Consider the following 20361-nt stretch of genomic DNA (forward strand, 5'->3'; position numbering starts at 1 on the left):
GCGCAGGACGCAGCCGAACCGGGGAGAGACGTGGACAGCTATCCGGCGATCGAGGATCACGGGCTCATCGGCGACCTGCAGACCGCCGCGCTGGTGACCTGTGACGGGACGGTCGACTGGTTCTGCGCGCCGCGGTTCGACTCGCCGAGCATCTTCGCCGCCCTGTTGGACAAGGAGAAGGGCGGCTACTTCCAGATCGCGCCGCACGACGTGCGGTACGTGACCAAGCAGCTCTACCTCCCCGGCACACCCATCCTGATCACCCGGTTCATCAGCGCCGACGGGGTGGCCGAGGTGATGGACTTCATGCCGGTCACCGGCGAGCGGGCCACCGACGCGCACCGGCTGGTCCGCACCGTCACCATGGTCCGAGGCAGCATGCGCTTCCGGGTGGAGTGCCGGCCGCGCTTCGACTACGCCCGCGAAGAGCATCAGCTGGAGCGCCACCACAACGGGTACGTCTTCCGCAGCCGGTCGGCGACGCTGACGTTCAACCCGGTCGACCCGGTGCGGCGGTTGATCTCCGAACAGGGTGACGTCCACCTTGAGGGCGGCGACCTGGTCGCGTACGGCACGCTGAACGAGGGCGACACCGGCGGGGTGGTCCTGGAGACGGGTGGCGCCGAGCCGCGCATCTTCGCGCCGGAAGAGATCCAGGGCATGTTCGAGTGGACCCGGGACTACTGGCGGCGCTGGCTCGAACGTTCCCGCTACACCGGCCGCTGGCGGGAGATGGTCGAACGCTCCGCCATCACGCTGAAACTCATGACGTATGCGCCGACCGGCGCGATGATCGCCGCGCCCACCACCGCGCTGCCCGAACTGGTCGGCGGGACCCGCAACTGGGACTACCGCTACACCTGGGTACGCGACACGTCGTTCTCGGTGCACGCGCTGCTCGGCCTCGGCTTCACCGAGGAGGTCAGCCGGTACATGAACTGGCTGGACGAGCGGATCCGCGAGGCCGGCGACCAGCAGGACCCACTGAAGATCATGTACCGGGTGGACGGCTCCTCCGACCTGCACGAAGAGGTGCTAGACCATCTGGAGGGCTACCGCGGCTCTCGACCGGTGCGGATCGGCAACGGCGCCGCCGACCAGCTCCAGCTCGACATCCACGGCGAGGCCCTCTACGCCATGCACCTCGCCGACGAGCAGGGCATCCGCGTCTCGCACCAGGTGTGGAAGAGCACCGTCCGGCTGGTCGACTGGCTCTGCCACAACTGGGACCAACCCGACGCCGGCATCTGGGAGAGCCGCCACCACCCCCGCAACTACACCTTCGGTCGGGTGATGTCCTGGGTCGCGCTGGATCGGGCCATCCGGCTGGCCACCCGCACCGGCCGCCCCGGGGACATGACCTGCTGGACCGAGCAACGCAACCGCATCTACAACCAGGTCATGGAGCGCGGATACGACCGGGCCCGCGGCACCTTCGTGCAGGCGTACGACGAGAACGTGCTGGACGCGGCGCTGCTCGCCATGCCGGCGGTCGGTTTCGTCACGCCGAGCGACCCACTGTGGCAGTCCACCTTGCAGGCGATCGAGCGCGAGCTGGTCTCCGACAGCCTGGTCCACCGGTACGACCCGGTCCACTCCCCCGACGGTCTCCCCGGCCACGAGGGCACCTTCAACATGTGCACCTTCTGGTACGTCGAGGCGCTGGCCCGTGCCGGCCGTCTCGACGACGCCCGACTCACGTTCGAGAAGATGTTCACCTTCAGCAACCACCTCGGCCTCTATGCCGAGGAGATCGCCGCGACCGGGGAGCAGATCGGCAACTATCCCCAGGCGTTCAGCCACCTCTCCCTGATCAACTCTGCGCTGACGCTCAACGACCTGCTCGACACCGAGGCCGACGCCCGCCGGCGCCGGTAGCGCCAGCGGGGAGAACAGGTCGACTCAGCGGGGTTGAGCCGGCCATTCCACCGTCTCGAGAGCGGTGTGGCTGTTGACCGCCTCGACCAGTTGCTCGGTCCCGCTGATTTTGGTGCCGAACAGGTCGAAGTCCGGCCCCCCACGTTCTTCGATCAGTTCGGGGACTGCCGACAACGGTCCCCGCCACACGTGCGGGTCGCCGAAGTCAGCGGCCGGCAAGGACGCGTAGAAGGCGACGCAGTCGGTCCCGGGGCCGTCGACCGAAAAACGGCTCACGGTGTCCAGTAGGGCATCCAGGCTCTCCTCGTCGAGGGACCCTTCAGGCGGTGGCTGGACGGCGACGGGCCAACTGCGGTGTGGGCTCGTCGAGGTTGATGCCTCCGATTATCTCCGGCGCGAGGTCGCCAGTTTCGAGCCGGTGGCGATGCAGATCGTCGTGAGTGCCCAGACCTGCACGGCCGGGGTTCTCGTACATCGCATGAAGAACCCAGGTCGACGATTGCCGACCAACGGCGTCGTAGCCGGTGGTCGCCGGGGAACACCCGCACTGCCCGGAACGCCCCCGCAGAACAGATGAAGACCGGACTGTCAATAAGAGAATGAGATTGGTGAGGTCACAAGCAACCCCGGAACCGCAAGGCATTGAGATTCCGATCTCTGCCGGCGAATCTTCTGGCCGGTGAGGGAAACCAAATCTATGCTTGCCGCCGAATGCGCTGCGGCTCGTCCGAGCCGAGGGTTACCCCGATACAAGGATCTGCGAATGCACCGGAAGTCTGCTCTGAGCAACGGCACTGCTGGCGGCGGCGAAGTAGCACCTGACGGCCAACTGCCGGCCTCTACCGCAGAGGGTGCCGCGCGCCGATCCGCGATCGCCGAGGAACAGGCATTTCTGGATGTGGCCACGGCCCGGCGCGACAGGCTGGCCGATCACCTGCAGGTCGAGCTTTCGTCAGAGGCAGTGGACGCGTTGGAACGGGCCCGGCAGCGCATGCTCCGGCAGCAGTACGACGAGCTACGGCGAGCAGAGGAAGGGTTGGTCTTCGGCCGCCTCGACGGCCTCGATGGCACAGTGCGCCACGTGGGCCGTATCGGTCTCCGTGACGACGGCGAGGGCGCCGAGCCACTGCTGGTGGACTGGCGCGCGCCCGCAGCTCGGCCGTTCTACACCGCGACGGCTGTCGACCCACAGGGTCAGGCACGGCGCCGGCACATCCGTACGACGGGATCGGCCGTCGTCGGCGTGGACGACGAGCCTCTGGACGGGACCACAAATGCGGAACTCGTCGGCGAAGGCGCCCTACTGGCCGCCCTCGACCAGCGGCGCACCGGTCACATGTCGACGGCCATCTCCACCCTGCAACGCGAACAGGACGACATCATCCGGGCTGAGGCGACCGGCCCGCTGGTCGTCCAGGGCGGTCCCGGCACGGGCAAGACGGTGGTTGCCCTGCACCGCGTCGCGTACCTGCTGTTCACCCACCGAAAGCTGGCCGACCAGGCGGTCCTGGTTCTGGGCCCGTCGCCGCGGTTCCTCCAGTACATCGCCCAGGTGCTGCCCGCGCTCGGTGAGACCGCCGTCGTCTCGGCGACCTGCGACACCCTGCTGGCCGACGTCCACGTCAGCCGCGACGAGACCCGGCTTCTCGCCGAGATCAAGGGCCGCGCCCTCTGGCAGCCCGCGCTCGAAGGCTACGTCGCGTCGCTGCTCCCCCGGCCGCGCGAGCTGAAGCTGCGCTGGCAGGGCGATTTCTACGCCATTCCGGCCGCAACTGTGGCGCAGGCGCTCGCTTCGGCGGTGCAGGGACGCCCGTACCATCGCGCTCGGGCGGCGTTCGCCGAGCAGTTGCACCACCTCCTGGCCAATGTCGTCGCCGAGCAGCGCGAGGCGCTGATGGAGGAGATGGAGGAGGGCTTCGAGGACATCCTCGCCCGCGTCGACAGGGGCATGGGGCAGGACCACCCCTCCACCCGGACGTCCACCGGCAGCGACATCGACGGGTTGCTCTCCGAGCAGGAAGTCGAGCAGCTTCGCTGTCGTATCGCCGAGAACGCCACAATCGCCCGGTTCATCGAGGCATGGTGGCCCACCCTCGCCCCCGAAACCCTGCTGGGTGGCTTCCTGACCGACAGCACCCTGCTGGCCCGGTTCGCCCCGCAGCTGTCCCCCGAGGAGATCGCCGCCGTCGCGGCCGAGCCCACCCCGTGGGCATCAAGCGACATCCCGCTGCTCGACGCCCTCGCCGATCTGCTCGGCGAGGTCGACACCCCGCAACCACAGGGCGAGTTCCTCGCCGAACGCGCGCGCCGCCAGCGCGGCTGGGTGTACGGCCACGTCGTCATCGACGAGGCGCAGGAGCTGTCCGATATGCAGTGGCAGATGGTTCTCCGGCGCTGTCCCAGTCGCTCCATCACCGCCGTCGGCGACATCGACCAGGCCGAGGCAGCCCACCGGCACACCACGTGGGCCCAAGCGGTGCAGTCTGCCTTCGGAGACCGCTGGACCGGCGCGGAACTCACCATCTGCTACCGGACCCCGCGCGAGGTCATGGACCTCACCGAACCGGTCTTGAAGAAGGCTGGCAGCCACAACACGCCGCCACGAGCGGTACGCGCCTCCGGCGTCGCCCCCTGGGAGCTCGCGATCACACCGGCTGAGCTAGCGGGCGCCGCCGTGGAAGCGGTGCGGCAGTTGCAGCAACGGTGGCGCGGCGGCACTGTCGGCGTCATCGCCCCCGCGGACCACGTCGCCACACTCCAAGCCGTACTGAGTGATGTACCAGTGCTCACCGCGACCCAGTCCAAGGGACTGGAATGGGACGCGACACTCCTCATCGACCCTCAGGGCATCGCCGCCGAACCGCGCGGCTGGAACGGCCTCTACGTCGCGCTCACCCGATGCACCCAGGAACTCGGACAGCTGACACTCACGCAGCATTCGCCGCGTCCGTGAGACCCTGACGTCCTGACGAGCATTCCGAACAAGCCCGAACAAGCCCGTGAGCAGCCCGGACAGGCACGCCTGTGTTCGGGACAGCCAGCGGCGGTAGCGACCGCCCATTCTGCGCCCATACGCTGTGAACTCCCATCACCTGTGACGCTGGCGAATCGAAGCTGGGAAACGAGTTTCGCCCACACGGGTGCGGATCTTGGACATGTTCGGCAATCCGTCATCGCTGCCGGCTCGTTCAAACGGCGGCCGTGCAGAAAGTGAGGCAAGATCTTGAGGAGATCACTGTTAGCGCTGGCAGCAGCCATCGTGCTTCCGCTGAGTACGCTGGCCGTGCCGACTCCCGCGTTCGCTGCGGGTTGTACGACCACCAAGCGCATAGAAATGCGGTTCGCCGAGGCCCCGTGGCGCTACGGCTACAGCAGTTCGTCCGGGGTGGCGGGATACGCGTACCCCGAATACACCTACATCATGGACGGCCGCTGCACCAGCCCAGCCGGCCTCTTGTGGTACCGGAGGGCTGCGGATCCCAGTGTGCTGTACATCTACAGTGCGCACCGGATCAACTAGCCTCGCACCCTCAGAAGGCATTCGGGGCGGCCACTGCGTCGAAGCGCTCTCGTGATCAGGCCAGGAACCCCTGCACGACGACGTCACCGCCGGGTCGCCGGTGTCCGCCGCGCGTCGGTGATCATTGAGCGGTGATGACCCCTGCGGCGCCACCGGCCGACTCCGGTGCGTTCTCGATGGCCGTTCCGCCACTGTTCGCCGCCCTGGCTCCGGCGCGGAGCATCCTCATCGCCGGCGCGGGCGGCGGCTTCGACGTCTACGCGGGCCTGCCCCTGGCGTTCGCCCTGTGGCGCGCCGGCGCGCAGGTGCACCTGGCGAACCTCTCCTTCTCGGAACTCGAGCTGATCGACCGAGACGCGTGGGTGGTGGAGCACGTAGCAGCGGTTCAGCCGGACACCACCAGCCCCGACTGGTACTTCCCGGAGAGAACGCTCGCCCGATGGCTGGCGGCTCAGCAACTGCCGTCGACGGTGTACGCGTTTCCGCCGCTCGGTGTCCAGCCGCTGCGGACGGCCTACCGGCACCTGGTGGAACACCTCGACATCGACGCGGTGGTGCTGGTCGACGGCGGCACCGACGTGCTGCTGCGGGGCGACGAGAGCAACCTCGGCACTCCGGTGGAGGACATGACCAGCCTGGCCGCCGTGGCCGCGCTGGACGTACCGGTCAAGCTGGTGACCAGTCTGGGCTTCGGCATCGACGCCTACGACGGCGTCAACCATGTCGAGGTGCTGGAGAACCTCGCCGCGCTCGACAGAGACGGTGGTTACCTCGGCGCCCTGTCCATCCCCGGTTCCAGCCGGGAGGCGGAGCTCTACCGCGCTGCCGTCGCTGACGCCCAGGCCGCCACCCCGCAACGGCCGAGCATCGTTCAGGGACAGATCGCCGCCGCCACCAGCGGCGGGTTCGGGGACGTCCGATTCAGCCGACGCACCGGCGGTGGCGATCTGTTCGTCAACCCGCTGATGGCGATCTACTTCACAGTCGATCTGGACAAACTCGCGGCCCGATGCCTCTACCTCGACCGCATCGAGAACACCATCGGCAGACGGCAGGTCATCACACGCATCCAGGCGTTCCGCGACGAGCTTCTCGGCGCGCGCATCCCCCGCGCCTTCCCGCACTGATCCGGCACCGCGCATAAGCGTCGAACGCCCAAGCCTCCGTCAACCTTGGCGACTCTTGGACAACTGCATCGAGCGTGCGGTGGCGCGGGCGGCGGTGTCGATGAGGTCTGCGACCGGGCCGGGTTGCGAGACTGCCACAGCGTGGGAAGCGGCGATCTCAACCGTCGTGGACCCCGCCCTCTGGGCCAGGAAGCGCTGCAGGTCTGGTGGAATGCCCTGGTCCTGGGTGGTGATCAGAGTCCACGAGGGGATCGTCTTCCAGGCGACCTTGGTCACGCCCTCCTCCTGGGCGCTCGCCGAGGCGGGTCGCTGCGTCGCCGCCATGATTTTGGCGGTTTCGGGGTCGACATCGGCGGCGAACACCTCGGGGTACTTGTCCTGCAAGAGGTACTGATCCATGGTCGTGCCGCCGTCGTCGGAGGGGATCGGCACCATTGTGATGCTGGAGGGGAGCTGACTTCCGGGGTACCTGCCGACCAACTCGATCACACTTTCGCCTACGTCCGGGCTCACGCTGGCGACGTACACCAGGGCCTTGACATTGGAGGCACCGGCCGCGGCCTCGGTCATGACCAGCCCGCCGTAGGAATGGGCTGCCATCACGACCGGTCCGGGCAGGCTGTCCAGAAGAGCCCGAACGTACGCGGCGTCCTTCTGCACACCGCGCAGCGGGTTGGCAACGGCAATGACCGGATAACCCCGGCCCTTGAGGTTGGCAATCACCCCATTCCAACTCGACGAGCCGGCGAATGCACCGTGAATCAGCACAACCGTCGGCATCTCCTGGGCAGACATGTCAGAAGCAGCGCTCATCTGGAGTCCTTTCAAGAGGCCACGCCGGCGATCCCGGCTCCGGTGCCTTGCAGTACCCAGTACCCAGAATCCAGCATCGATCAGGCCACTGTCAGCGAGATCGAGAATGAAGCGCCGCGCCGAACGTCGGGGCGAAACGCCTGGCTGGCGAAAAACCACGCCACAACCGCAGGCACCAATCAGACCGAACGTTCTGTCGCTAAGATGGTTGGATGGCGAGCGACGAACCCCATGCCCGGCCCTCCGAGGCACGCCTCAAGCTTCTCCGCACGGCGACCAGGATCTTCTACGCCGAGGGCATTCACTCCGTTGGCGTCGACCGGATCATCGCCGAGGCGAAGGTGACCAGGGCTACCTTCTACCGCCACTTCCCCAGCAAGGACGACCTCATCCTGGCCTACCTGCGTGAGGTGCATCAACTGGAGCGCGGCATGGTCGAGGAGGCCCTCGCCGCCAACCGACCGCCGGTCGATCCGCTCCTGGCCATCGCCAGTTCCATCGCCCAGAACATCCAGTCCCCCGGGTTCCGCGGGTGCGCGTTCCTGAACGCAGCGGCGGAATATCCCGACACGAACCATCCCGTTCACCAAGAACTCACGGCCCACCGGCAATGGTTCCTGGACACCATCACCACGCTCATGGCACAGGTCCACGAAGAAACGGCGGATCCCGCAGCGCGCCACTTCGTCATGCTCCGGGACGGCGCGATGGCGGCCGGGTGCCTCTCCGACCCCACGTTGGTGTCCGAGACCTTCCTGCGCGGTGTCGAGGGACTCCTCAGGATCAACTCGGAGCTTCAGTCGGCCGAGTCGGCCCGTTAGCCCTCGCGTGACCGCCGCCGCACGACCTCGGGCTGGGCCACCCCCGGACGAGCGGACTCGGCCGGGGGTGGGGCGGACTGCCGCACGCTCAGGTCAGCGGCCGTACGCCTCCAGCAGGCGCAGCCAGATCTCGCTGACTGTCGGGTACGCGGGCACGGCGTGCCACAGCCGCTCCAGTGGGACCTCCCCGACGATGGCGATCGTCGCGGCATGGATCAGTTCCGCGACGTCCGGGCCGACGAGGGTGAGACCGACGATCACCCGTCGGTCCTCGTCCACGACCATCCGGGCATGCCCCTGGTAGCCGTCCGCGTGCAGCGCGGACCCGGCGACGGCGGCCAGGTCGTAGTCGACGACCCGGATGCGCAGTCCGGCGGCCTCGGCGGCGGCTGCGGTCAGCCCCACCGACGCGATCTCCGGGTCGGTGAAGACGACCTGCGGCACGGCGCGCTCGTCGGCGGTCGCGACGTGCCGACCCCACGGGCGGTCGTCTGCCGCCTCGCCCCTGGCCCGCGCCACGATCACGTCGCCCACCGCGCGCGCCTGGTACTTGCCCTGGTGGGTCAGGAGCACACGCCGGTTGACGTCCCCGGCCGCGTACAGCCAGCCGTCGCCGATCAACGCGCCAGCACTGTCGATGACCCGCAGGGTGTCGTCGACAGTGAGCCAGGCGTCCGGCTTCAGGCCGATCCGGTCCAGGCCGACGTCGTGCGTGTTCGGCGTACGGCCGATCGCGACGAGGATTTCGTCGGCCTCGACCTGTTCGCCGTCGGTGAGCGTGACGTGCAGAGTGCCGTCGCCGTCGCGGCTCACCGAGGCGGCCTCGGCACCGAGGTGGACCGACACGCCAGCTTCCCGCAGAGACTGCGTGACCCGCTCGCCGACGAACGGCTCCGCCTGAGTGAGCACTCCGTCGCGCGCGAGCACCGTCACCGCCGATCCGAGGCCGGCGTACGCGGTCGCCATCTCCGTGGCCACCACGCCACCGCCGATGATGGCGAGCCGGCCGGGCACCTCGCTCGCGGCTGCTGCCTCACGGCTGGTCCACGGTGCCGCCTCGCGCAGACCGGCGATGTCCGGCACCAGTGCGCTACTTCCGGTCGCGATGACGACCGCGTGTCGGGCGGTGAGCGAGGTGGTGACACCGTCCGCGCCGGTGACCTCGACGAGCCGGTCGGCGCCGATCCGCCCCTGGCCCCGATACAGCGCGATCCCCGCGGAGTTCAGCCAGGACACCTGCCCGTCGTCCTTCCAGTGCGAGGCGAAGGAGTCCCGGCGACGCAGCACGGCCGCCGCGTCCAGCTCGCCGGTCACCGCCTCGCGGGCTCCGGGCAGCTGACGAGCCGCCCGGAGCGCGGCCTGGCTGCGCAGCAACGCCTTGGTCGGCATGCAGGCCCAGTACGAGCACTCACCACCCACCAGTTCCCGCTCGACGATCGCGGCGGTCAGGCCGCCCTGCACGACGCGGTCGGCGACGTTCTCCCCCACCGGTCCCGCGCCGATGACAATGACGTCGTACGCGGCGTTCTGCACGTCAGTTTCCCTTCGCTGCGCGGCCGAGGCGGATGGCCGCGATGAGGAAGAAGATGGCGCCGGGGATGGCGTAGCCGATCGCGTTGGTCAGCGCCGGGTTATCCGCGGAGGCGGCCGCGACGAACGATCCACCGGCGATGACGGAGATGCCACCGCTGATGATCATCGGCCACTGGCCACCCATCCTGCGGCGGGTGACGCCCACGATCAGCTGAACCAGCCCGGCGACGACCGCCCAGGCGCCCCAGACGCGCAGGACCGCCGGGATGCCGGACGCGCCGGCGATGCCCAGGCCCACCGCGGCGAGCAGGCTGATCGCGACGTTCACGTACAGCAGGGTGGGCGATCCGGTGGCCCGTGACGCGCGGACGTCGACGATGGCGGCGGCCACGTCGAACAGGGGGTAGATCACGAGCAGCGCGGCGGTGAGGGGGTTGAGGTGCTTTGCCAGGGGGAACGTCACGGCAGCCCAGACGATCGCGAAGGCGAAGCGACCGAAGTACAACCGCCGCAGGGCGGCGGCCGTCGTCGAGATGCCGGGAACGGCAACGGTGGTCATGGTCATCCTCTCGGTGATTCCGGAGCGAAGGGGACGCCCAGCGGGGGTGCAGGCCGCCGCCGGGACGAGACGGCGGTGCTACTCGACGTTCGAGAACAGCCCCGTGATCTCCACCTGGGCGCCCTGGAGCCCGCCGAAGACGGCACCGGCAGCAGGCGTCGCCACTGCGGCAGAGGCGTCCTCGTAGCTGGCGAAGTACAGGTCGAGCGTCCGGTACGCGGGAGTGGGCGTGCCGTCCTCCTTCGGCCACACCTTGGCCGACTCGACCCGCTGAAGCCTCGGGAACGTCTCCGCGGCCCGGCGTACGTCGGCGTAGACCTTCTCGAACTCGTCCGGGTTGGCGGGATTACCGATGACAAGGGTGATCTTGGTGGGCATGGCGCTCTCCTTCAGGCACAACCGCACACCTGACGAGTGCCAGATGGAACGAACGTTCTGTCTGTGAGAACCATACCGGCCGTGACCCACACCGTCAAGACCGACCGTTCTATCTAGCCGCGGTCACGTGAGTGACGCTCGCCACCAGGCGCAGGAGCAGTACCGGTGCGACATCGACGCGCAGGTTTGCACGACCGCCGCGTCACGCCTCGGAGTCGCGATCTCCGGACGCCTCTCGTCCGATCGGCGAGGCGGGAACCTCCAGCGGCCGGCCCCGGCGTCGCAGTGCACCGAGGAGCGCGACGAGTGCCAGCACTGCGGCCACCACGCTCAGCCCGACCATCGGCGCCCAACGGGCCAACTCCGGCGTGAACAGCACCAGAACGGCCAAGCCGATGACCTGAGGTCGGGAGACCTTAGCGAAGATCTCATACTCCAACCGCATCCGGGCGACGAGGAAGAGCATCGGACCGCCCACCACGAACAGCAGCCAACTGGGCCGCGGTTGCCCGAACGGATGATCAATCACCAGCTCGTAGCCGACCGCCGTGACGAGCACGCTGAGCACGATCAACAGATGCGTCCGCTCCGACACCGCGCCCAGTCGGCCGGGCATACCCGCCCGGCCGAACGTCTCCGTCAGCAGCAGACCGGCACGGTAGAAGTAGATCCGCCAGAGCAGCGCGCTGGTGGCGAACGCGACAGTGAACGCGGCTGCCCGCTCGGCGGAGTAGTCCGCACCGCTGAAGACCACGCCGATAACCAGAATCGACTCACCGAGCGCGATGAGGAACATCTGCTGATAACGGTCCGCGAGATGCGTTCCCGCGATTCGCCACCGACCTACCTTCGAGACCCCGAGCCACGGCAGCGGCCAGCCCAATGTCCAGGCGAGGTAGTCGACGGCGAGGGCGACAACCCAAAGCGGCAGGCGGAGGTTGTCCGGGCCCAACGCGCCGGCCAGCCACAGCGGGGCACTCGCCAAAGCCCACACGACAAGCCGGAACGGCACCAGCCGTCGCGGATGACCACGCAGCGCGGCGGCGACCACCAGCGGCCGCAGCACCATCACCATCAGGTACGCGACAGTGAACGGCAGCGCACGCTCCTCCATGGCGCGTGGCAGCGTCACCGCCATGATCAGGCCGGCGAACATGGTGCCGACCACGACGGCCTGAATGATCGGCTGTTCCGGTTCGTACCGACTGGTGATCCAGGCGGTGTGCGACCAGATCAACCAGAGCGCCAGAAAGAGCAGCAGGGTACGCCCGAACCCCGTGACGAGCGCCCAGCCGGTGTCGTCGCCCAACCCGGCGAATCGTTGCGAGACCCGGGTGAGGGCCACAACGAAGGCCAGATCGAAGAACAGCTCCAGGAACGTCGCCCGACCCGAACTCATTGGAGGGCGCAGCAGCTCGGCACCCCGCCCCGCCGCCATCGTCAGCCTCCGTCCGCCCCTCGCTACCAACGAGCCGGCCGCCAGCGGAGTTGCGTCGGCGCTCATCCCGGCGCAACGACACCTGGGCCGACCGGCCGCGAGAGATCAGCGAGGCGGCCTCCGCCTCTGGGCCCGGGTGGCACCGCAGCTGCTGGGGATACGGCCGTCAGCCGCCGGAGGGTGCCTCACCCCCAGCCTGTCAACTGCGTTGACCGACGGCGTGGAACGCGGAGGGCAGGCCGAGTTCGGCCCGGGCCATCTCGATGAATCGGCGCTCGGCCTCCCACAGGGCGTCGAACCGATCGGCGGGCAACGCCTCGGCCTCGCTGCCCGCCCGTGCGGCAGCCAGGAGCCGGGCCTGGCGCACCAGCTCCGACGAGCCGCTCACCACCTCGACGTTGCCGGCCACCAGTCGAAGCGCGGTCTTCGTGCTCTCCAGTCGCTCCCGGTATCGACTGCCCTCGTCGTCGAAGAACGGCATGAGATCACCCGGATCACGCGGGCGCGGCACCGCGGTGATGCGGGCGGCCGGGTTGAGGACGTGGGCCACGTACTCCCGGACCGCGCCGATGAAGTCGGTGTACGCGTTCAGCCGGATGTCCCGCCACTGTCGATCCTGGTCGCGCCGCCACAACCGGTCCTGAGCCCGGACGGTGAGCCACCCACCGATCAGGACCGCCAGCATCGTCGTCGTCGCGGTGACACCCACCTGGATCAGACTCACCGGCACCACCGTTCGTATTGATCGGCTACTCACCCTACCGCCCGATGTCACCCGCTCCGGGCGGAGCGCGACAGCCCGGGTCCGGCCGGTGCTCAAAGGCGGCGAGAGTTGGATATTGACTAGAGCCGATGTATCGTGGGAACGCTCCCAGACCGCATCCACCACCCCACCTGATCGAGGAGCTGAACATGTCACGACGGCGTCATCGCCCGGCCACCATGCTGGCCGGGCTGCTCGTTCTGACCCTGGCAGCGTCCCTGTCGCCACCGGCGCCGATGGCCGGCGCCGCCACGGCCGGCACATCCAAACCCCGCGCTGTGCCACTCGCTGAGCTGACCGTGGTGTCCGAACGGGTGGCTTTCGGTCTGCAGCGTCCGATCGCGATCACCGGGCTTCCGGACGGCCGGATGCTGATCGCGGAGAAGAACGGCACCGTCCGCGCCTACCACCCCGACACCGGCCTGGCTCCCGACCCGGTGATCGACCTGAGCGCCCGGATCGACACGTCGGACAACGAGCGCGGCCTTCTCGGCATTACTCCGGCGCCGAACTTCGCGCGGACCGGGATGCTCTACGTGGCCTACACCAGCCTGCCGGCCGGCGCGCTGACCCTGGCGCGAGTGCCCATCAATGCTCCTGATCGGGTGCAGGTGCTGCTCACCCAGCAGCACGCCGAGTACGGCAACCACAACGGCGGACAGGTGGCCTTCGGCCGCGACGGCTACCTCTACTGGTCCCTCGGCGACGGTGGCTACGCGAACGACCCCTACAAGAGCGGCCAGAACCTCGGCACCCTGCTCGGCAAGATTCTGCGGATCGACGTCAACCGCAGCTGCGGGGGAAAGCCCTACTGCGTGCCCTACGACAACCCGTTCGTCCGCACGCCGGGCGCGCGGCCGGAAATCTGGGTCTACGGGCTGCGCAACCCGTGGAAGTTCTCCATCGACCCGGCCGACAACTCGCTGTGGATCGGTGACGTCGGCCAGGGTTTGATCGAGGAGATCAACCACGTCCGCCCGTCGCAGCGTGGCGCGAACCTCGGCTGGTCCTGTCGAGAGGGCACGCCCGTCTTCGACGAGACGCAGTGCCGGCCGGGCGTACGGCTCACCGACCCGATCGTCGAGTACGACCACTACATGACGGAGAACTGCTCCATCATCGGCGGCCTGGTGTACCGGGGGTTCGTCACCCCGGAGGCACGGGGCACCTACATCGCTAGCGACTACTGCTCGACCCGCGCCTTCGCCGTGCGTCCCACGTCCACGGGTGGCTACGAGTCCGCTGAGATCGGCACCTTCCCCACCCAGCCGACGGCGTTCGGCGCCGACGTGAACGGCGAGCTGTATGTGCTCAGTGACCTCCCGGGATGGCTGAGCAAGGTGCGGTTCGAGCGGGTTCAGCCATCCCCCACCGGCGGGGCGACGATCCGCTGAACCTCGGGATACGCCCTTGACACCAGCACCACCTCCGGGGGCGGCCGCGTTCGGCGGCCGTCCCCGGACTGCTGCGCGGCAGGCTCCCGTTGAGCCACCCGGCGAGCCAATTCGAGCCGATCGACCGCAGTACGCCCGAGATCGTCCGTGCGACCGCCAGCAACGCCCAGCTCAGGACCGAAGCCGCCATTGGCGACCTCCACGAGCAGGCAGCGTGACCGCGGACCGCAGGCCGAGCCACTGCTCAGCGTCCCAGGCGTGGAAACGCTCTACCTCCTGGAACCCGAGCTTTGCCGCAAGGCGCATCGAGGCGACGTTGGCGGTTTGGGTGGTGAGCACCACCGGCTCGCCGGGAAGGACACCGTCGAACCAGTCGAGGGCCGCCGCGCACGCCTCGGTGGCGTACCCGAATCCCCACGCCTGCGGCAGGAACAGGTAACCGAGGTCGGCCTTCCCCATCGCTGCCGGGCGGCGGTGCCCCGTTGCTCTCCTGAGCAGGATCTGGCCGATCATCGCCCCGTCGAGGTCAACGACGAAGCTTCCGGGCCACCGCTCGGGCACTTCAGGCATCTCGCGCTCAAGCTCGCCGGGCAGGCGGGGACCACCGAGGTAGGTGTTCACCTCCGGCGACGCCAGCAGCTCGATGAACGCAGCGCGGTCCTGGGCCTCGGGCTCACGGAGCACGAGCCTCTCGGTCCCGATCGGCGCAGGCGGCCAGGCGACGGCTCCCAGGTCTGACACGCGCGTCATTGGTCGAGGCTGGCACATCGGGTCGTGGAACCCAACCCAGCCAGCCGGGTGGTCGATGTCGAAGCGCGGCCCGTTGCCGGCGACGGCGTCCGCGAGGGTCACGGCCAGGTCTCCGATGTAGGTAATGTGCGGAAGTGACAAGAAGCGAGCGGATCGCGGACCAGCTGGACCGGCACTGGCACAGGAACCTGCGGCCGCGGTTGCACGGTCTTGCCGACGAGGAGTATTTCTGGGAGCCGGTGCGCGGCTGTTGGAGCATCCGCCCACGTGGCACGTCGGCCGCACCGACGTCGGCAGGTTCAGGGGAATGGACGATGGACTGTGCGTCCCCTGACCCGGCGCCGGCGCCGGCGCCGGTGACGACAATCGCCTGGCGGCTGGCGCACATCATCGTCTCCTGCCTGGGTTATCGGGTCGGGTGGCACTTCGGCGGCCAGGACGTCGACTCCCAGACGTTTACCTACGCGGGGACAGCTGACGAGGCGCTGAAACAGCTTGATGAGATGTATGGACGATGGAACGCCGGGGTCCGCGAGCTCTCGGACGCCGAGCTGGAGAGTCCGCCCACTGTGGGTTCCGAGCGGTTTCCCATGGAGGGCATCGTCCTGCACGTCAACAGGGAGCTGATCCATCACGGTGCCGAGATCTGCCTGCTGCGCGACCTCTACCGATGGCAGGACGAAGCCGTACCGCAACCAACCGCTCGGCAGGTGGCACCGAGCCTCGTAGCGTTCCCGCAATGAGCAGGAGCGACGAGCGTGACCTGGTTCGACGCGGGTACGACGCACTCTCCTACCACTATCGACCGGACGACGCTGACGACGGCCAGTACGCTCCCTGGCTCGCCGGCCTACACCAGCGCCTACCTGCCTCGGCGGCAGTCCTCGATCTCGGATGCGGCTGTGGGGTGCCGGTCGCCCGCTTCCTCGCCGACGCCGGACACGACGTCACCGGCGTTGACATCAGCGACGTGCAGATCGAGCGGGCGCGCCGCCTGGTGCCCAACGGCACCTTTCTCCGCGCCGACGCCACAGGGCTCGACCTGCCGCCGGCCTCGTTCGACGCCGTGGTCTGCCTGTACGCCCTCATCCACATGCCCCTGGCCGACCAGCCGCAACTCATCAAGAGCATCGGCACCTGGTTACGCCCCGGCGGCTGGCTGCTCACCACCGTCGGCAACAGTGCCTGGACGGGCATTGAGGACAACTGGCTCGGTGGCCCCGCCAGCATGTGGTGGAGTCACGCCGACGCCTCCAGTTACCGCTCGTGGCTGCAACAGGCGGGACTGACAATCATGGCCGAGGATTTCGTCCCGGAAGGCAGCAGCGGGCACTCCCTCTTCTGGGCACAGCGCCTACCGGTGCGGCCAGTCCCATCGTCGGGCAGCCGCAGCAATCAGTGACCTCCGTCCCGGCGGAGGAAGCACGACAGCAGTTGCCTGAACTCGTGCGGGTGCTCGATCGCCGGCACGTGCCCGCATCGGCCGAGCACGTGCAGACGGACATCGGCCAGGTGTTCGAGCAAGGGCTGGGCTGCGGTCCCGAGCGGGGTGACTCGGTCCTCGGCGCCGTGAACGAGCAGCACGGGCGCGCGTACCGCTGCCAGCGTCTGCGCCGAGAGGGTGAGCTCGTCGACCCATCGTGCCCTGGGTGGAGGGAACAACGACGCGAATGCCGCCGCCCCCGCTCGCATCGCAGCCGCACGGGCGTCGACGGCCGAATCGGTCACGAGCGCCTGGTCGAGGACGAGGCGACTCAGCATGTCCCGTGCTCCGAGCGGGCCGGCGGGGGCGGCCCAGACCGCGTCGAGGTCGGCGGAGAGCGGCGCCCCGGGGGCGCCCATCGTCGAGACCGCCACGACACGGGTGACCTGCTGGTGGCGCGCGGCCGCCAACGCCAGCGCCACGGCACCGCCCATGGAGTGACCCACCACGGCGTAGTGCTCGATACCGAGAGCATCCATCAGGCCCGCGGCCTGCTCCGTCCACAACCGGAGCCCACCCCTGGAGCCCGCTGGCACAGGGGTACGGCCGAACCCCGCCTGGTCCGGAGCCACCAGGTGCAAGGACGTGCCCAGCGCTTCCGCCGTCGTCGCCCAGGCTCCGGACCCGGTCGTGCCGGGTCCGGAGCCGTGCAGCATCAGCACCGGGGGCCCGGTGCCGCTCTCCAGGACGTGGACGGGGGACCCGTCGACTGTGACGCTCCGAAGTGCCGTCACCGGGGCAGACCAGGTGTGCTCATGCCGATGCGGGGCTGACAGACTTTGCGAAGAGCTCCATCATCGCCCTGCCGAATTGCGGCATGTCGGGCCACCCCCGGCAGGAGACGAGGTTGCCGTCCACGACGTCGGGAGCGTCGATGACAGTCGCGCCGGCGTTCTCCATGTCACCGGTGATGGGGGGAAAGCACGCGGTCTTTCGACCCTTCAGCAGCCCGTACACCGCTGGCACCTGCGCGCCGTGGCACACCAACGCGATGGGGAGTTTGCGAGCGAAGAAGTGCTCGGTGATGCGCCTGACGTCGGCGTCGACCCGGATCCACTCGGGGGCACGTCCCCCGGGGATGATGAGGGCGTCATAGCGCTCGACGTCGACCTCGGCCCAGGGGACGTCGACCGGCAACTTCCGGCCGTTCTTCTCCACGTAGGCGTCGGAGTTGGGGTCGAACTCGTGGATGACCAGTTGCACGTCACGCATCGTCCGTGACGAGACGTCGACGTCCCAGCCGCCCTCCTGCACGCGGTAGTAGGGATACATGGTGTCGAGCTCCTCGGCGGCGTCGCCGGTCAGGAGCAGCGCTCTGGGCACCTGCTTCTCCTCGCATCTGGGGACGGTGAGGTGGATCCAATCCGATCCGATCAGGATTGAGTTAGCATTCCCGGGCCCAGGGCGCCCGTCAAGCCTCTACCGCCATCCCGTCGGCGCCCTCGATCTCGTCGAACAATCGTCGGAAACGCTCGCCGGACCGCAGGATGTGCCGACGCATCGCGTAGGCGGCGGCGTCGGGGTCACGCGCGGCGATCGCTGCCACAACTTCCTCGTGCTCGGCCATGGCCAGGTGAGTGACCTGGGTGTCGTGGTGAAGCCGGAAGAGGTGCACGTGGCTGTGCAGGCGAGCCAGCGCTTCACGGATGACCTGGTTCTCCGCGCTCAGGGCGACGAGATCGTGAAAGGCGGCGTCGCGTAGCCCGAAGGCGCCATAGGCCGAGGGCCCGTCGCCCCCCTCCAGCTCCGCCATCTCCTCCAGCATTCGTCGCAGACCGGCCACCTGCTTTGAGGATGCGCGTTCGGCGGATCTGCGCGCCGCCGCCGGCTCGAGGAGGAGGCGGACCTCGAGCATGTCCTCGAATCGGTGACGGGTGATCTGGGGTGGAATGCGGTAACCGGCATGGGGCACACGCACCACCAGGCCCTCGGCCTCCATCCGGTTCAGAGCGTCTCGGATCGGCGTCTGCGAGACCCCCAGCTCTCGCGCCAGGACGTCGATCGTGACGCGGGAGCCAGGCTCGATCCGTAGCGACATCAGCTGTCCGAGCAGCGTGTCGTACACCTCGTCGGCAAGCCGGCCGCCAGATCTTCCCGGCGGTGCTGCGCCCGTCACGGCCCTGCGGCCCCGCGCGATCATCGCTTCGTCGTCCATCGTGACGTGAGGTCCTTTCTTGCACCTTCGGGAACCTGTTGACATCAGTCACAAGGCTGCGACATGCTGACGCCCCCACTGGATCGTATAGGAAAAGTGACGGATGCCTTGCATCCAGCACCTCCCGGGCCGCAGATGGGCCGAAGGACTTCTCGACGGCACGAGGACCCGGTGCATCGCGGCGTACTCGTGACGCCGGTCCGCGGGTCGGCTCCCGCGTCAGCCCGGCGACACGCCTGAACAACCCAGCAACTGCTCAGCGAGGCACATAGCGAGGCCCTCAAGGTCCCCACCCAGAAAGCAGGCAGAAATATGCGGCATCCAAAGCGAACAGGACGAATATCCGCTTCCGGTCGGAAGGTGCAGTTGGCGACGATGGCCATGCTGCTGGTGGCCACGACCGCGGCGGCTTGCGGCGATGGCAAGGACGACGGCGAGAAGGCGAGCGCACCCAAGGCGCCGGCGACCATCCCGGAACTCACCAAGGACCCGCTGACCCTCAGCTTCATCTGGTTCGACTGGCCGCCCGCCAAGGCACTGGAAGCCTTCGCGAACGCGGAGTACAAGAAGGAACGGCCGAACGCGACCATCAAGGTCAACACCGTGCCGAACGCGAACTGGCACGACGCGATGTTCACCCAGTTCGCCGCGCGCAAGACCGACTTCGACATCGCGATCCTGGACTCGCAACACATCGGCGAGGCCGTGACGAACGGCAACATCCTCGACCTCACCGACTTCGTCAAGGAAAACATCGACGTCGCGGCGTACAACCCGTACCTCCTGGCGGCGTACGGCCAGTTCCCCCAGGCGGAGACCGGCAAGCGCGACGAGAACGCCAGCCTGTACGGACTACCGCTGCTCGGCGACACCTGGACGATGATCTACCGCAAGGACCTGATCGGCGACAAGCCGCCGCAGACCTGGGACCAGATGATCGCAGCCGCCGAGAAGTGCCAGGCGGACAACCCTGGCGTCAGCGGGCTGGCTTTCCACCAGGCCAACGGCTCCGACGCCGCGGCCGTCACCTACAACACCGTCAACGGCGTCTACGGCGGCAACCTCTGGGATTCCAGGACGCGCAAGATCGATGGCGTCATCAACGACGCTGCGGGCCAGGAGGCGATGGACGTCCTGGTCAACAAGATGAAGCCGCTGACCGCCAAGGGCTCCGGCAACTGGTTCATCGACGAGGTGAACGCGGCGGTCGCCCAGGGCAAGGCCTGCATCGCGTTCAACTGGATCGCCGCGAGCGGCGGCCTGCTCGATCCGAAGCAGTCGACGCTCGGCACCACCCGGGAGCAGATTCTCGACAAGCTGGGCTTTGCCACCCTGCCGAGCCAGAAGACGAACCTGGTCCCTCTCGGCGGTATGGGGATGCACGTGTCGGCCTACTCCGCCGCGGCGAACCAGACGGAGGCCCTGAACTTCATGAAGTGGTTCGAGCGGGCTGACGTCCAGAAGAAGTGGGCCGCGGCCGGTGGCGTGCCATCGCGTACGGACGCCCTGGAGTCGCCCGAGTTCCTCAATGCCGGGCCGTTCAACCAGGTGTACACCGACTCGGTTCCGCGGATGCGGGACATGTGGAACGTGCCCGAGTACGCGCGCCTCGTCGACATCGAGAACACCAACGTGAACGCGGCTCTCAACGGCGCGAAGAAGCCGAAGGATGCGCTCGACGACATCGCCAAGGAGCAGCAGGGCGTGCTCGACTCGAGCAACCGCAAGGGTGGCGGCGGACTGTGAGTG

General features: G+C 68.3%; 20 protein-coding genes. 9 read left to right on the plus strand and 11 right to left on the minus strand.

Annotation, left to right across the window (positions count from 1 at the left end):
- Positions 1–30: 30 nt before the first annotated feature.
- On the plus strand, positions 31–1878 hold the full coding sequence (locus ABZS40_RS31990; protein WP_354947770.1) for a glycoside hydrolase family 15 protein: 1848 nt from the start codon (positions 31–33) through the stop codon (positions 1876–1878).
- Between the two features lie 24 nt (positions 1879–1902).
- Here ABZS40_RS31990 and ABZS40_RS31995 read toward each other — a convergent pair whose 3' ends face one another.
- Positions 1903–2154 (minus strand): hypothetical protein, encoded by a 252-nt coding sequence (locus tag ABZS40_RS31995; protein ID WP_354947772.1) that lies wholly within the window; start codon positions 2152–2154, stop codon positions 1903–1905.
- Positions 2155–2641: 487 nt separating this feature from the next.
- Here ABZS40_RS31995 and ABZS40_RS32000 point away from each other — a divergent pair, with 487 nt between their 5' ends.
- The 3 genes from ABZS40_RS32000 (at position 2642) to ABZS40_RS32010 (ending at position 6525) form a co-directional block, all read left to right on the plus strand.
- Positions 2642–4831, plus strand: a complete 2190-nt coding sequence (locus ABZS40_RS32000; protein WP_354947774.1) for a UvrD-helicase domain-containing protein — start codon at positions 2642–2644, stop codon at positions 4829–4831.
- 306 nt (positions 4832–5137) lie between these two features.
- Positions 5138–5398, plus strand: coding sequence for a hypothetical protein (locus tag ABZS40_RS32005; protein WP_354947775.1), 261 nt, complete (start codon positions 5138–5140; stop codon positions 5396–5398).
- A gap of 134 nt (positions 5399–5532) precedes the next feature.
- Positions 5533–6525 carry a DUF1152 domain-containing protein gene (locus ABZS40_RS32010; RefSeq protein ID WP_354947826.1) on the plus strand — a complete coding sequence of 331 codons (993 nt, stop codon included), beginning with the start codon at positions 5533–5535 and terminating at the stop codon, positions 6523–6525.
- A 39-nt stretch (positions 6526–6564) separates the two neighbouring features.
- Here ABZS40_RS32010 and ABZS40_RS32015 read toward each other — a convergent pair whose 3' ends face one another.
- Positions 6565–7338: an alpha/beta hydrolase gene (locus tag ABZS40_RS32015; RefSeq protein ID WP_354947776.1), complete on the minus strand. Its 774-nt coding sequence runs from the start codon at positions 7336–7338 to the stop codon at positions 6565–6567.
- A 212-nt stretch (positions 7339–7550) separates the two neighbouring features.
- Here ABZS40_RS32015 and ABZS40_RS32020 point away from each other — a divergent pair, with 212 nt between their 5' ends.
- The gene (locus ABZS40_RS32020; protein WP_354947777.1) at positions 7551–8159 is read left to right on the plus strand and encodes a helix-turn-helix domain-containing protein; all 609 of its coding nucleotides are present in this window, start codon (positions 7551–7553) and stop codon (positions 8157–8159) included.
- A 93-nt stretch (positions 8160–8252) separates the two neighbouring features.
- Here ABZS40_RS32020 and ABZS40_RS32025 read toward each other — a convergent pair whose 3' ends face one another.
- From ABZS40_RS32025 to ABZS40_RS32045, 5 genes are all read right to left on the minus strand, one after another.
- Positions 8253–9692, minus strand: coding sequence for an NAD(P)/FAD-dependent oxidoreductase (locus ABZS40_RS32025; RefSeq protein ID WP_354947778.1), 1440 nt, complete (start codon positions 9690–9692; stop codon positions 8253–8255).
- Between the two features lies 1 nt (position 9693).
- A complete protein-coding gene (locus ABZS40_RS32030) occupies positions 9694–10251 on the minus strand; it encodes a hypothetical protein (protein ID WP_354947780.1) in 558 nt (185 codons plus the stop codon).
- A gap of 78 nt (positions 10252–10329) precedes the next feature.
- A complete protein-coding gene (locus tag ABZS40_RS32035; protein WP_354947782.1) occupies positions 10330–10629 on the minus strand; it encodes a hypothetical protein in 300 nt (99 codons plus the stop codon).
- 202 nt (positions 10630–10831) lie between these two features.
- Positions 10832–12067, minus strand: coding sequence for a low temperature requirement protein A (locus ABZS40_RS32040; protein ID WP_354947783.1), 1236 nt, complete (start codon positions 12065–12067; stop codon positions 10832–10834).
- Between the two features lie 199 nt (positions 12068–12266).
- Positions 12267–12791 carry a hypothetical protein gene (locus ABZS40_RS32045; RefSeq protein WP_354947785.1) on the minus strand — a complete coding sequence of 175 codons (525 nt, stop codon included), beginning with the start codon at positions 12789–12791 and terminating at the stop codon, positions 12267–12269.
- Between the two features lie 188 nt (positions 12792–12979).
- On the opposite strand from ABZS40_RS32045, the gene ABZS40_RS32050 reads away from it, so the two are divergent.
- Positions 12980–14224: a PQQ-dependent sugar dehydrogenase gene (locus ABZS40_RS32050; RefSeq protein ID WP_354947786.1), complete on the plus strand. Its 1245-nt coding sequence runs from the start codon at positions 12980–12982 to the stop codon at positions 14222–14224.
- Between the two features lie 171 nt (positions 14225–14395).
- On the opposite strand, the gene ABZS40_RS32055 is transcribed toward ABZS40_RS32050, so the two are convergent.
- On the minus strand, positions 14396–14908 hold the full coding sequence (locus tag ABZS40_RS32055; RefSeq protein ID WP_354947788.1) for a GNAT family N-acetyltransferase: 513 nt from the start codon (positions 14906–14908) through the stop codon (positions 14396–14398).
- A gap of 200 nt (positions 14909–15108) precedes the next feature.
- Between ABZS40_RS32055 and ABZS40_RS32060 the strand changes: the two genes are divergently transcribed.
- Together ABZS40_RS32060 and ABZS40_RS32065 are read left to right on the plus strand one after the other, a co-directional pair.
- Positions 15109–15717, plus strand: a complete 609-nt coding sequence (locus tag ABZS40_RS32060; protein WP_354947790.1) for a DinB family protein — start codon at positions 15109–15111, stop codon at positions 15715–15717.
- Positions 15714–16376 carry a class I SAM-dependent methyltransferase gene (locus tag ABZS40_RS32065; RefSeq protein ID WP_354947792.1) on the plus strand — a complete coding sequence of 221 codons (663 nt, stop codon included), beginning with the start codon at positions 15714–15716 and terminating at the stop codon, positions 16374–16376. The genes ABZS40_RS32060 and ABZS40_RS32065 overlap by 4 nt, the downstream gene beginning before the upstream one ends.
- Here ABZS40_RS32065 and ABZS40_RS32070 read toward each other — a convergent pair.
- The 3 genes from ABZS40_RS32070 to ABZS40_RS32080 all read right to left on the minus strand — a co-directional run bounded on the left by ABZS40_RS32070 (position 16370) and on the right by ABZS40_RS32080 (position 18612).
- On the minus strand, positions 16370–17191 hold the full coding sequence (locus ABZS40_RS32070) for an alpha/beta hydrolase (RefSeq protein ID WP_354947794.1): 822 nt from the start codon (positions 17189–17191) through the stop codon (positions 16370–16372). The genes ABZS40_RS32065 and ABZS40_RS32070 overlap by 7 nt on opposite strands.
- Positions 17192–17210: 19 nt before the next feature.
- Complete coding sequence (locus ABZS40_RS32075) at positions 17211–17780, minus strand: DJ-1/PfpI family protein (protein WP_354947795.1); 570 nt, start codon at positions 17778–17780, stop codon at positions 17211–17213.
- 88 nt (positions 17781–17868) lie between these two features.
- Positions 17869–18612, minus strand: a complete 744-nt coding sequence (locus ABZS40_RS32080; RefSeq protein ID WP_354947797.1) for a GntR family transcriptional regulator — start codon at positions 18610–18612, stop codon at positions 17869–17871.
- A gap of 360 nt (positions 18613–18972) precedes the next feature.
- Between ABZS40_RS32080 and ABZS40_RS32085 the strand changes: the two genes are divergently transcribed.
- Positions 18973–20358, plus strand: coding sequence for an extracellular solute-binding protein (locus ABZS40_RS32085; protein WP_354947799.1), 1386 nt, complete (start codon positions 18973–18975; stop codon positions 20356–20358).
- Positions 20359–20361: the final 3 nt, after the last annotated feature.

It is taken from the genome of Micromonospora sp. NPDC005324 (assembly GCF_040607155.1).
GTDB classification, from domain to species: Bacteria; Actinomycetota; Actinomycetes; order Mycobacteriales; family Micromonosporaceae; genus Micromonospora; species Micromonospora trifolii.